The sequence below is a fragment of the Streptomyces sp. CRN 30 genome, assembly GCF_034105845.1.
The window spans coordinates 26502-39229 of record NZ_JAVRHI010000494.1; the positions used below are offsets into that span (position 1 = coordinate 26502).

9 protein-coding genes are annotated in these 12728 nt (G+C 72.5%); 7 read left to right on the forward strand and 2 right to left on the reverse strand.

What is annotated here, in order from left to right:
- The 7 genes from UW392_RS56430 (at nt 1) to UW392_RS56460 (ending at nt 9406) form a co-directional block, all read left to right on the forward strand.
- Nucleotides 1–540: a methyltransferase gene (locus UW392_RS56430; RefSeq protein ID WP_320783273.1), complete on the forward strand. Its 540-nt coding sequence runs from the start codon at nt 1–3 to the stop codon at nt 538–540.
- Nucleotides 533–1444 carry a hydroxyacid dehydrogenase gene (locus tag UW392_RS56435; protein ID WP_320783274.1) on the forward strand — a complete coding sequence of 304 codons (912 nt, stop codon included), beginning with the start codon at nt 533–535 and terminating at the stop codon, nt 1442–1444. Before UW392_RS56430 ends, UW392_RS56435 begins: the two co-directional genes overlap by 8 nt.
- A gap of 202 nt (nt 1445–1646) precedes the next feature.
- Nucleotides 1647–2405 (forward strand): IclR family transcriptional regulator, encoded by a 759-nt coding sequence (locus UW392_RS56440; protein WP_320783275.1) that lies wholly within the window; start codon nt 1647–1649, stop codon nt 2403–2405.
- Nucleotides 2405–3610: a CoA transferase gene (locus UW392_RS56445; protein WP_320783276.1), complete on the forward strand. Its 1206-nt coding sequence runs from the start codon at nt 2405–2407 to the stop codon at nt 3608–3610. Before UW392_RS56440 ends, UW392_RS56445 begins: the two co-directional genes overlap by 1 nt.
- A complete protein-coding gene (locus UW392_RS56450; RefSeq protein ID WP_320783277.1) occupies nt 3607–4443 on the forward strand; it encodes a citryl-CoA lyase in 837 nt (278 codons plus the stop codon). Before UW392_RS56445 ends, UW392_RS56450 begins: the two co-directional genes overlap by 4 nt.
- 197 nt (nt 4444–4640) lie before the next feature.
- Nucleotides 4641–7658 (forward strand): family 16 glycoside hydrolase, encoded by a 3018-nt coding sequence (locus UW392_RS56455; protein WP_320783278.1) that lies wholly within the window; start codon nt 4641–4643, stop codon nt 7656–7658.
- Between the two features lie 152 nt (nt 7659–7810).
- Nucleotides 7811–9406: a DUF2235 domain-containing protein gene (locus UW392_RS56460; protein WP_320783279.1), complete on the forward strand. Its 1596-nt coding sequence runs from the start codon at nt 7811–7813 to the stop codon at nt 9404–9406.
- A 91-nt stretch (nt 9407–9497) separates the two neighbouring features.
- On the opposite strand, the gene UW392_RS56465 is transcribed toward UW392_RS56460, so the two are convergent.
- On the reverse strand, nt 9498–11666 hold the full coding sequence (locus UW392_RS56465) for an MMPL family transporter (RefSeq protein ID WP_320783280.1): 2169 nt from the start codon (nt 11664–11666) through the stop codon (nt 9498–9500).
- Between the two features lie 41 nt (nt 11667–11707).
- On the reverse strand, nt 11708–12256 hold the full coding sequence (locus tag UW392_RS56470; protein WP_320783281.1) for a helix-turn-helix domain-containing protein: 549 nt from the start codon (nt 12254–12256) through the stop codon (nt 11708–11710).
- Nucleotides 12257–12728: the final 472 nt, after the last annotated feature.

The window sequence follows — 12728 nt, forward strand, 5'->3', positions numbered from 1 at the left end:
GTGTCCGACGCGATGGACCGGTTCGGCGTCGCCGACGGCATCCGCCCGCTCTGGCCCGGTGCGGTCCTGTCCGGACCCGCGTTCACCGTGTGGACCCGGCCGGGCGACAACGCGGGGCTGCACGCCGCGTTCGAGACGATCCGGCGCGGCGAGGTGCTCGTCGTCAACGGGGGAGGGGACGCGACCCGCGCCCTGATCGGTGAGCTGGTGGCGCAGAAGGCGAAGGCGCTGCAGATCGGCGGCATCGTCCTCGACGGCGCCGCCCGGGACGTCGTCGAGCTGGCCCAGCTGGGTGTCCCGGTGTTCGCCCGCGCGGTCACGCCCGCGGGACCGTGGAAGACCGGCCCGTACCGGATAGCCGTCCCGGTCGCCGTCGGCGGCGTGCCGGTCGTCCCCGGGGACTGGGTGCTCGGGGACGACGACGGGGTGGCGATCGTCCCGGCGGCGCAGGCCGACGACGTCGTCACGGACACGCACCGGCTCATCGAGGGCGAGGCCGAGCGCCGGGCGGCCAACCAGCGGCTGGTGCCCCGTGACTGACCGCCCGCTCGTCTGGATCCCCCGGCCGGTCCACGAGGACGCCCTGGCCCTCCTGCGCCCGCACGCCGAGGTACGCACGGGGTACGGCGCCGAGGGCGTCCCGTTCGACGAGGTCAGCGACCGGGTCGTCGCCGTCCTGCTGCGTACCGAACGCGTCGACGGCGCGATGATGCGCCGCGCGCCCCGCCTGCGCGTCGTGGCCCGGCACGGGGTGGGCCTCGACACCGTGGACGTGGACACCGCGCGCGAGCTGGGGATCGCGGTCACCACCACCCCGACGGCCAACAGCCGCTCCGTCGCCGAACACGCGGTGGCGCTGCTGCTCGCCGTACGCCGGGGCATCGGCATCGCGGTCCGCAACGAGGGCGACACCCGCGCGGCCATCCGCGGCCGGGAGCTCTCCGGCGCGACCCTCGGACTCGTCGGCTTCGGCCGCATCGCCCGCGAGGTCGCCACGATCGCCCGCCTCGGCTTCGGCATGCGCGTCCTGGCGTACGACCCGCTGGTGCCCGCCGCCGCCATGACGGACGCCGGCGTCGAACCCGCGGACCTCCCGACGCTGCTGTCCCGGGCCGAGAACCTCAGCCTGCATGTCCCGCTGGTCGAGGGAACCAGGAACCTCATCGGCCTGCCCGAGCTCCTGGCCCTCCCCGAGGGCGCGGTCGTGGTCAACACCTCGCGCGGGGGCATCATCGACGAGTCCGCCCTGCTCGACGTGGTCCGACGGGGCCACCTGGCGGGCGCGGGCCTCGACGTGACCGCCGTCGAACCACTGCCGTCCGGCCACCCGCTGCGCGACGAGCCGACGGTCGTCATCACCCCGCACACCGGCGCGCAGACGGCCGAGGCGCTGCGCCGCATGGCCACCGAGGCCGCCGGCCACATCGTCGCCCACCTCACCTGATCGCCTGATCGCCTGGAGGGGCGCCCCGTCCGACGACGGGGCGCCCCTCGGCATGCGGTCATGCAGGCATGCGGGCCGAGCGGACGACCGTCGTACCACCAGATGGTTCGCTTGTCCCGCTGTACGGTTCCATGGTGTGATGATCCGGCCCACTCACCGGCGAGGGCCCGCCCCGCCGCGTGCCGAGACACCAGGAGGCGGCATGCCCGAGTCCGACGCCGGCGGCGTCCGCAGCGTGCAGCGCGCGGTGGACCTGCTCGCCCTCTTCGACGCCGAGCACCCCAGCCGGTCCGTGCGCGAACTGGTCGACGCCACCGGACTGCCGAAGACCACCGTGGTGCGGCTGGTCCACACCCTCGAACAGTGCGGTCTGCTCTGGAGCCGCGGCGACGGCCACCTCGTCCCCGGCACCGGACTGCTGCGCTGGGCCGAACTGGCCGGCCGCGCCTGGCGGTTGCCGGAGGAGGCGCTGCGCCGCCTGGCCGAGCTGAGCGAGGCCAGCGGCGGCGAGACGGTGTCGGTCTACGTCCGCCAGCGGAACACCCGCGTCTGCGTCGCCCGCCACGAGGGCACCCGCACGCTGCGTCACGTCGTCCACGTCGGGGCGGAGATGCCCCTGTGGTCGGGGGCCGCGAGCCACGTACTCCTCTCGCGCTCGGACCGTGACGACGTCACCGCGGTGGCGTCCCGCGCCCCCGACGCCACCTGGGCCGAGCTGCTCCGGGAGCGGACCCGGAAGGCCGCCGAGGACGGCATGGCCGTCAGCCACGGCGAACGGGAGCCCGGCGTCTCCGGTGTCGCGGCCCCCGTGTTCGCCGCGTCGGGCCGGCTGACCGCGGCGGTCGCGCTGGGCGGCCCGACCACCCGCTTCACCGACGACGCCGTCGCCGGTTTCACCCCCGCCCTGCTGGCCACCGCACGGGCCCTCACCGCACTCGACTGCATCGGAGGCACCGCCTGATGACGACCCCGCTCCTGGAGGGCGTACGGGTCCTCGACCTGACCAACGTCCTCGCCGGCCCCTACGCCGGCTACCAGCTGGCCCTCCACGGCGCCGACGTCGTCAAGGTCGAGGTGCCCGGATCCGGTGACCTGGCGCGCCAGTTGGGCGCCGACCGGGAACTGGGCGAGGAACTGCTGGGCGCCTCCTTCCTGGCGCAGAACGCGGGCAAGCGCTCCCTCACCCTCAACCTGAAGGACCCCGACGGGCGGGAGGCGCTCCTGCGCGCGGTCCGCGAGGCGGACGTGCTGCTGGAGAACTTCCGCCCCGGGGTGATGGACCGGCTCGGCGTCGGCTGGAAGACGCTGAGCGCCGAGAACCCCCGGCTCGTCTACTGCGCGATCTCCGGCTTCGGGCAGACGGGCCCGCTGCGCGACCGCCCGGCGTACGACCAGATCATCCAGGGCCTCAGCGGCATGATGAGCGTCACCGGCACCCCGGACACCGCACCCCTGCGGGCCGGTTTCCCCGTCGCCGACACCCTCGGCGGCATGGCGGCCGCCTACGCGGTGGCGGCCGCGCTCGTACGCCGCGGACGCACCGGGGAGGGCGCCTTCGTCGACGTCTCCATGCTGGAGTCCGCGCTCACCGCCATGGGCTGGGTCACCTCCAACTACCTGATCAGCGGACGCGAGCCGCAGCCCATGGGCAACGAGAACTTCACCGCCGCCCCGTCCGGCACCTTCCGCACCGCCGACGGCCACCTCAACATCGCCGCCAACCGGCAGCAGCAGTTCACGACCCTGTGCCGGCTCATCGGGCGCGAGGACCTGACGGCCGACCCGCGCTTCACGCACCCCGCCGACCGCAAGACGCACCGCGACGCCCTGCGCGACGAGGTGGAGTCGGCCCTGGCCGCCCGGCCTGCGGCCGAGTGGGAGGAGATCCTCTCCGACGCCGGCGTCCCGGCGGCCCGGGTCCTGTCCGTCCCGGACGCCCTGGGCCTGGACCACCTCGCCACCCGCGGCTTCGTCCACGACCTCCCCTTCCCCGACGGGAGGGAGCGCCGCCTGTCCGTCCTCGGCAGCCCGGTGCGCGTGGACGGGGAACCGGCCGCCTCACCCGCCCCGCCGCCCCTCCTCGGCGAACACACCGACGACGTGCTGGCGGAACTCGGTTACACCGCGGTGGAGATCACCGCGCTGCGTGAGGGCGGTGCGATATGAGCGACGTGAACGCGACGACGGCGGACGGGGGAGAGGCGATGATCGCCGAGCGCACGGTGACCGACTGGTGGTCCACCGCGGTGAGCGAGATCCACCCCGGCGAGATCAGACTGCGCGGCTACCCGGTCGAGGAACTGATCGGCCGGGTCACCTTCGCCGAGCAGATCTGGCTCATGCTCCGCGGGGAACTGCCCACCCCCGTCCAGGGCCGGCTGCTGGAGGCCGCGCTGGTCGCCGCCGTCGACCACGGCCCGCAGGCCCCGTCGATCGCCGCGGCCCGGATGGCGGCCACCTGCGGGGTGGGCCTGAACAGCGCCGTCGCCACCGGCGCGGGCCTGCTCGGGGACGTCCACGGCGGGGCGGGCCAGCAGTGCATGGAGGTGCTGGAGCGGGTGACCGGCGGCGAGGAGGCGTCCGCGATCGTCGCCGAGTACCGCGGCCGCCGTGCCTACATCCCGGGCTTCGGCCACCGCTTCCACCCGCGCGACCCGCGGCGCGACCCCCTGCTCGCGCTGGTGCGGGAGGCCGTCGACGCCGGGGAGGTCCCCGGCCGCGCCCTCGAGGCCGGACTCGCGCTGGAGGCCGCGCTCGCCGAGGGCCGGGACCGTCCGGTGCCCATGAACATCGACGGCGCCACCGCGATCATCTACGCCGAACTGGGCTTCCCGTCCCAGCTGGGCCGCGGCCTGTTCGTGCTCTCCCGCAGCGTGGGCATCCTCGCCCACGCCTGGGAGGAGACGGAGAACGGGGCGCGCATCAAGGGTCCGTTGCCCCGCCCCCTCCTCGCGGGCTACCACGGCCCGCCCGAGCGCCGGCTCGACCGGGACGCCTGAACCCCCCGCGCGCGGAGGCGCGTCGGCCCGTCCGGGCCGACGCGCTTCGGCTGCGCACGCGCGCACTTTGAACTCTTCGGTGACAAAGTATGGACATGTCAAGCGGAAGCCCTCTACCTTGACGGCGGAATCGCAGCCCCACCTGTCAAGACCGGAGCGCTTCCGGCACGGTCCGGTCCCCAAGACCCGGAGGACCAATGCGCCAAGGCCTGCTCTCGCATGCCCGAAGACACCTCACCGTCCTGCTGACGTCGAGCATCCTCACCGGCGGCATCTGGGCCGCCCCGGCCGCCTCGGCCGCTCCCCCGACCGCCGCGGACATCCCTCCCCAGGAACCCGGCATCACCCTGCGCGTGTTCGACGTGCAGACGCCGCTGGACAAGCTGTGCACCCTGAAGCCGGCCCAGACCCCCAACCACGACGCGCTGATGCCGACGGTCGACTGGTCCTCGCCCGCCGACTTCGGCGGCTTCTCCGACCACTTCGTGACGGAGGCGACCGGTTACCTGGTGGCGCCGAGCGAGGGCAGCTACGTCTTCCGCCTCACCAGCGACGACGGCTCCCGGCTGACCATCGACGGCAGCACGGTGATCGACCACGACGGACTGCACGGCGCGGAGCCCAAGGACGGCACGGTCCACCTCACCGCCGGTTCGCACCCGCTCCGCATCGACCACTTCGAACGCGACGGCGGGGAGCAGTTGCAGCTCTCCTGGCGGCCGCCCGGTGCGAGCGACTTCACCGTCGTACCGCAGGAGGCGCTGAGCACCGACGCCGGCGTCGTCCGGGTGACGGCACCGGGCCGCAAGGAGTGCGAGGCGAGCGGCGACTCGCCCGGCGACGGCCTGCCGCTGGACTCCGTACGCCCCGACCTCACCCTCACCGACCTCCGGCCCGAGGGCTTCGAACCGCAGGTCAGCGGCATGGACTGGCTGCCCGACGGACGTCTGGCGATCAGTACCTGGGGCGGCAGTGACAACGTTGCCGGTGAGGTGTACCTGCTCGACAACGTCACCGGCGCCACCAGCCGGGAGAAGGTCACCGTCAAGAAGGTGGCGAGCGGGCTGCGCGAGCCCATGGGCATCAAGTACGTCGACGGGTCCCTCTACGTCTCGCAGAAGCACGAGCTGACCCGGCTCGTCGACCGGGACGGCGACGACGTGACCGACGACTACCGCACGGTCGCCACCTGGCCGTACGGCGGCAACTTCCACGAGTTCGCGTTCGGGCTGCTCTACCGCGACGGCCACTTCTACGTGAACCTCTCCGTGGCCATCAACCTGGGCGGCGCGACCACGGTTCCGCAGCCCGCGCCCGGCCGCGGCGTCACGTACAAGGTGAACAAGAAGACCGGGAAGCTCAGCCCGATCGCGGGCGGTCTGCGCACGCCCAACGGCATCGGCTGGGGACCGGGCGGCGACCTCTTCGCCACCGACAACCAGGGCGGCTGGCTGCCCTCGTCGAAGCTGGTCCACGTCAAGCAGGATCGCTTCTTCAACCACTACACGGAGCCGGCGGGCCCCTTCGACGACAAGCCCGTCACCGAGCCGGTGCTGTGGCTCCCGCAGAACGAGATCGGCAACTCGCCCTCCACACCGCTGCTGCTGAAGAAGGGGCAGTTCAAGGGCCAGATGCTGATCGGTGACGTCACCTACGGCGGCCTCCAGCGCGCCTACCTGGAGAAGGTGAAGGGGCAGTACCAGGGCGCCGTCTTCCGCCACACCCAGGGCCTGGAGGCCGGGGTCAACCGCATCACCCTCGGCCCCGACGGCGCGATCTACGCCGGTGGCCTGGGCGCCGACGGCAACTGGGGCCAGGAGGGCAAGCTGCGGTTCGGCCTGCAGAAACTGACCCCCAACGGCGGCAACACCTTCGACATCAAGACCATGCGCGCGGTGCCGGGCGGCTTCGACCTCACCTACACCCAGCCGGTGTCCGCCGAGACGGCCGCGCGGCTCGCCGAGAGCTACACGGCCGAGCAGTGGCGCTACACCCCGACCGCCGACTACGGCGGGCCGAAGATTGCCCAGGAGCAGCTCTCCGTGAGCTCCGCGACGCTCTCCAGGGACAGCCGCACCGTCCGGCTGCGGCTGGACGGCCTGAAGGCGGACCGCGTGGTGCACGTACGCTCCCCGCGCCCCTTCAGCTCGGCCTCCGGTGAGGAGCTGTGGAACACCGAGGCCTGGTACACGCTCAACGAGACGCCCGGCAAGCAGCCGCCCGCCCCGACCCTGTACGAGGCCGAGGAGGCGCGCCTGACGGGGACGGCCGGCGTCGACACCGACCACACCGGCTACTCCGGCAGCGGTTTCGTCGACCGCTACGCCACCGAGGGCGAGGTCGCCACGACGTTCGACGTGACGGTCCCGAAGTCGGGCGCCTACGACGTGAACCTGCGCTACTCCAACGGCCCGGACCCGTTCCAGGGCACCAAGACCCTCTCCCTGTACGCCAACGGGAAGAAGCTCCGGCAGACCGCACTCCCGTCCACCGGCGACTGGGAGACCTGGTCGACCAGGACCGAACGCCTGACCCTGCGCGCCGGGCACAACACCGTCTCCTACCGGTACGACGCCGGCGACACCGGTCATGTCAACCTCGACCTGATCACCGTGCGCCCCCGTGGCGCGCGCGCCGCGCTCTTCGACGGCACCGCCGCCTCGCAGGACCAGTGGCAGCACACGGACGGGCGGCGCGTGGCGTGGCCGCTCGCCGAGGAGGAGGCGATGGAGGTGTGCTGCGGCGACATCCGCACCAAAGACGCCTACCAGGACTTCGAGCTGCACGTGGAGTTCCGCGTCCCGCTGCTGCCCGAGGACGTCACCGGCCAGGACCGCGGCAACAGCGGCATCTTCCTCCAGGACCGGTACGAGCTCCAGATCCTCGACTCCTACGGTGACACGACCCTGGACACCAACGAGGCCGGGGCGTTCTACCTGAAGAAGGCGCCCGACGTGAACGCGGCGAAGCCGCCGGAGACCTGGCAGACGTACGACATCGTCTTCCGCGCGGCCCGCTTCGACGCCGAGGGGCGCAAGACCGCCGACGCCCGGGTCACGGTCGTGTGGAACGGCAAGAAGGTCCACGACGACATCGCCCTCGACGGTCCCACCGCGTCGGGCCGGTCCGAGACGCCGGCCGCGGGAGCGATCCGGTTGCAGGACCACGGGAACAAGGTCCGGTTCCGCAACATCCAGGTGCAGCCGCTGGGGTGACCGGCCCCTGCGCGTTCCGTGGGCCGTCCCTTTTCGGGGGCGGCCCACGGTCGTCGGGCGCCGCCGCCTCGACGCCGCCCGCGGTCAGGCCCTGTTGACCGTGGGCGGCGGCTCCCTAGCATAGGGACATATGGGGATAAGGGGGCATCATCATGCGTTGTCTCGTCGTGTGCTGTGACGGTACGTGGAACACACCGGAGCAACCGTCGGTGACGAACGTCCATCGCCTGTACAACGCGCTCGACACCCGTGATTCCGGGGGGAACCGGCAGCTCGCGTACTACCAGCCCGGGGTGGGGACGCGGGGCGGACTGCTGGGCTGGCTCCCGGGGGGAATCGCCGGGGTGGGTCTGTCCGCCGACGTCCTGGACGCGTACCGCTGGCTGACCACCACGTACGAGCCCGGCGACCGCATCGCGCTGTTCGGCTTCAGCCGCGGCGCCTACACCGCGCGCAGTCTCGCCGGGATGATCTCGGTCTGCGGACTGCTGGACACGCGCGGCCGGAACGCCGCCACGATCCGCTACCAGATCGAACGCGTCTACGACCGCCGGTACCGCGCGGCGGACCGCCCCGATCCGCTGTGGCGTACGGGGCTCGAGTTCCACTACGACCCGGCCGACGCCGCCCGTATCCCCGTGCGCTTCATCGGGGTGTGGGACACGGTCGGCTCGCTCGGGATACCGGACCACCTCGGCATCCTCAACCTGTGGGACCCGCCCCGCCGTCATGCCTTCCACGACGTGAAGCTGAACCCGCACATCCGGTACGCGCGCCACGCGGTGGCGATGGACGAGCACCGTGGCCCGTTCGCGCCGACGCTCTGGGAGGACGGCGGCCAGGAACCGGGCCAGGACCTCCAGCAGGTGTGGTTCCCCGGGAGCCACAAGGACGTCGGTGGCGGCCACCCCGAGACGGGACTGAGCGACGGAGCGCTGCGCTGGATGGTCGAGGAGGCCCAGAAGGCCGGGATCGCCTTCGACGAGGACATGCTGCGGCAGATCACGCCCGACGAGACGGACGTCCTGCACGAGGACGCCCGCACCGGCTTCCGGCTGCTGGCGCAGCTGTACGATCCGGCGATCGGCCCGCTGCTGCAGCCGTTCTTCGAGCCCCGGCCGCGGGCGGTCCCGCGTGTCGACGCCGACCGGCGCGACGGCGCGGTGCACCGGTCGGTGTACGGCCGTCAGCAGGCGAAGATCATCACCAGTCGGCCCTACCGGCCCACCCGGGGCCTGGGCGCCGGGGGCTCCCCGGTGACGGTCACCGTGTCCGCCCGCCGCCCGTGGAACGACACGGGCCTCTACCTCGACCCCGGCGCGTACCGCTTCACCGCCGAGGGGGAGTGGCAGGACGCGCACATCCGGTCCGGCCCCGGGGGCACCACGGGCCCGGCCCGGTTCAACCCCTTCGTGGAGCGGCTGCGCCTCCTGGGGACGGCACTCGGACCGCTCCAGACGGTGTGGCGCCGGGTGACCGGCAACGAGGAGGCGAACCTCCTCGGCTCGCCGCGGGAGGACGACCTGCCGTGGATGTCCCTCGTCGGCGTCGTCGCCAACGGGGACGGGAAGCGGCTCGCCGGCCGGCCCGGTACCGCGCCGCACCAGCGCATCGCCGTAGGCGGGGGCACGGACGGCCCCGTGACGGTGACCAGGGGCGGGTACCTGTACGCGTTCGCCAACGACGCCTGGGGGTTCTACGGCAACAACCGCGGCAGCGTACGCCTCACCGTGACCCGGCTCGCCTGAACCACCGGCCTCACGGCGGAACGGGGAAGGACGGGACCGCGGTGCGGTCCCGTCCTCACGGGGGTGCGTTCCGGCCCGGCCGGTGTGCGGGTCAGACCGAGACGGGGTCCTCGCCGCGCGCCTCCGTGGCCAGCTGCTTGTTCAGCTTCTCGCCCTCGATGTCGAGGTCCGGCAGAACCTTGTCGACGGGCTTGGGCAGCCACCAGGCGGCGCGGCCGAGCAGTGACATCACCGCCGGGACCAGCGCCATGCGGACGACGAAGGCGTCGATGACCACGCCGATCGCGAGGGCGAACCCGATGGACTTGATGATCGGGTCGTCCATCAGGACGAAGCCGCCGAACACGGACGTCATGATGAGCGCGGCGGCCGTGACGACACGGGCGTTGTGGCCCATGCCGCTGACCATGGCCTCCTGCGGGCCGGCGCCGTGCACGAAGTCCTCGCGCATGCGGGAGACGAGGAAGACCTCGTAGTCCATGGCGAGGCCGAACAGGATGCCGATGAGCAGGATCGGCAGGAAGCTCACCAGCGGTCCGGGGGTGTCGACGCCCACCAGGCCGGCGAGGGTGCCCTCCTGGAAGATGGCGACGGTGATGCCGAAGGTCGAGCCCACGGTGAGCAGGAAGCCCAGGGCCGCCTTCAGCGGGACCAGGATCGACCGGAAGACCAGCATGAGCAGCAGGATGGACAGGCCCACCACCAGGAGCAGGTAGACCGGCAGTGCGTCGGAGAGCTTCTCCGAGACGTCGATGCCCAGGGCGGTCGCGCCGGTGAGGGCGATGTCGGCGTTCTCGACGTCCGCGACCCGGTCACGGATGTCGTGGACGGCGTTCTCGGTGGCGGCAGCGGTCGGGCCGGCCTCGGGGATGATGGTCAGCAGGGCGGTGGTGCCCTGCTCGTTGAGCTGCGGCGGGGCGACGGCCAGGATGCCGTCGGTGTCCATGATCAGGCCGGTGGCCTGCTCGGCGGCGGCCCCGGTGGCCTGCGCGTCCGCACCGTTGACGACGGCGATGAGACGGCCGTTGAAGCCCTCGCCGAAGCCCTCGGAGGTCAGGTCGTACGCCTCGCGGGCGGGGGAGCCCTCGGCGGCGGTGCCCGCGTCCGGCAGGGCCAGGCGCATGTCCTGGGCCGGGAGGGTGAGCGCGCCCAGTCCGACGATGCCGACGACCAGGATCGGGATGCGCAGCTTGGCGACGAGCCGGCCCCAGGTGAAGCCGAAGCCCTCGGCGACGACCGGGTCCTCGGTGGCGTCCCCGTCCGCCTGGCGCTGCTTGCGCGGCAGGATCTTCTTCCCGGCGAAGGAGAGGAAGGCCGGCAGCAGGGTCAGGGCGACCAGTACGGCGACGGCGACGGTGCCCGCCGCGGCCAGGCCCATCGCGGACAGGAAGGGGATGCCGACGACGGAGAGACCCGCCAGGGCGATGACCACGGTGGCGCCGGCGAAGACGACGGCGGAGCCGGCCGTGCCGGTCGCGCGGCCGGCGGCCTCCTCGGGCTCCAGGCCCTCGGCGAGGTACTGCCGGTAGCGGGAGGTGATGAAGAGCGAGTAGTCGATGCCGACGGCCAGGCCCAGCATCAGCGCGAGGATCGGCGCGGTGGAGGACAGCTCGATGACACCGGTCAGGGAGAAGAGGCCGGCCATGCCGACCGCGACGCCGATCAGCGCGTTCAGCAGCGTCATGCCGGCGGCGACCAGCGAGCCGAAGGTGATGACCAGTACCACCGCGGCGACCAGGACGCCGAGCGCCTCGGTGGAGCCGACCTCCACCTCACCGCCCATGACCTCGCCGCCGTGCTCGACCCGCAGGCCCTCGGCGTCGGAGCCGACGGCCTCGTAGGCCGACTTCGCCTCGTCGCTGACCTCGTCGGCGGACCCGTCGAACTGCACCTGGACCAGGGCGAAGCGGCCGTCCTCGGAGACCGAGCCGGCCTGGAACGGGTCGACGGCGCCGGTGACGCCGTCGATCTCGTTGGCCTCCTTCACCAGGGGCGCCACCGCGGCGGGATCCAGCTGCTCACCCTCGGGCGCGGCGACGACGATGGTGCCGGTGGCTCCGCCGGCCTGCGGGAACTGCTTGCCGAGGTCGTCCAGCGCCTGCTGGGACTCGGTGCCCGGCATGGAGAAGTTGTCGCTGGTCGGGCCCATCAGGGTGCCGGCGCCGATGCCCAGCAGGGCCAGCAGGAGCAGCCAGACCGCGGCTATTCGGCCTCTTCTGCGGAAGGAGAACCGGCCGAGCCGGTACAGCAAGGTCGCCATGGAGGGTGGTTCTTTCCGTGAGGAGTCAACTGGGGTGTGGTTCAACTGGGGGTGTGGTCAAGCGTCCGCAGCGCACTGCGGATCATTTCGGCGCGCAGCACCTCGTCCGGCGCCACCTCGTGATCGGCGGCACTGGTGATGAAGACGGCGCCCAGCACCATCCACGCGGCCACCCGCGCCGATGCCTGCTGCGAGCGGCCGGCCAGCGCGTCCAGCAGCCCGTCCGCCACTTCCATCACGTCGAGCTCCGCGTGACAGGACATCTCGGCGATGTGATCGAAGAGGAGCTGGATCTCGCGGCGCCACCGCAGTGCCAGGTCGACGTATCCGACGACGGTCTCCTCCACCAGCCGGCCGCCCTCCAGCCCGGCCACCCGGTCGAGCAGGGTGGCCACGGCGTCCCGGGCCGGGGTCAGCAGCTCGGTGAGGATCGTCTCCTTGCTGGCGAAGTGGTAGAGGAGGGACGCCTTCGAGCAGCCCGCGTCGGAGGCGATGTCCTGCAACGAGGTGCCGCGGAAGCCGTGCACGGCGAACAGTCGCAGTGCCGACTCCAGAATCTGACCGCGCATGGCGGAGGCGGAGCGAGCCATGCCCCCACCGTAACTGTCCGATCGGTCAGCACTGACCGATCGGACAGCGTGTCGGCATGAGCTGCGTCACACTTCACGCCGGGGTCTTGTGCGGTGGCGGTCCCCCTCAAGTCCGTGTTTCCGGGATGTCGTTGACGTGACGGGCAGAACCGACGGCATGAGTGAGTGTCTCAATGCCGCGAGTGAGCCGGCCGGGCGGCCCGGGTACGCCGCCGTGTGAGGCCGCCTGTTCGCCGTCCCGAGCTTCTACCGGGCGATGGGCGATGGGCGATGGGCGATGGGCGGTCTGGCCGGGGCCTCCCATACGGTCTCACCGTCACTCGAACCGGGGCCCCCGCACAGCGGCGTACCAGCGGCTGACCGACACCAGCGCCGGGGCCGGTCCGGCGACGTGCGCCCGGCCGAGCGGCCCCTGCCCGACGAACAGCGCACCGTGCCGGACGGGCGGCACCCCCGCGCCCCGGGGTGGCCG

Bases quoted from the DNA above. Each gene is read 5' to 3' on its own strand.
- UW392_RS56470 (WP_320783281.1), bottom strand. From the start codon at position 12,256: ATGGCTCGCTCCGCCTCCGCCATGCGCGGTCAGATTCTGGAGTCGGCA.
- UW392_RS56455 (WP_320783278.1), top strand. From the start codon at position 4,641: ATGCGCCAAGGCCTGCTCTCGCATGCCCGAAGACACCTCACCGTCCTG.
- UW392_RS56445 (WP_320783276.1), top strand. From the start codon at position 2,405: ATGACGACCCCGCTCCTGGAGGGCGTACGGGTCCTCGACCTGACCAAC.
- UW392_RS56460 (WP_320783279.1), top strand. From the start codon at position 7,811: ATGCGTTGTCTCGTCGTGTGCTGTGACGGTACGTGGAACACACCGGAG.
- UW392_RS56440 (WP_320783275.1), top strand. From the start codon at position 1,647: ATGCCCGAGTCCGACGCCGGCGGCGTCCGCAGCGTGCAGCGCGCGGTG.
- UW392_RS56450 (WP_320783277.1), top strand. From the start codon at position 3,607: ATGAGCGACGTGAACGCGACGACGGCGGACGGGGGAGAGGCGATGATC.
- UW392_RS56465 (WP_320783280.1), bottom strand. From the start codon at position 11,666: ATGGCGACCTTGCTGTACCGGCTCGGCCGGTTCTCCTTCCGCAGAAGA.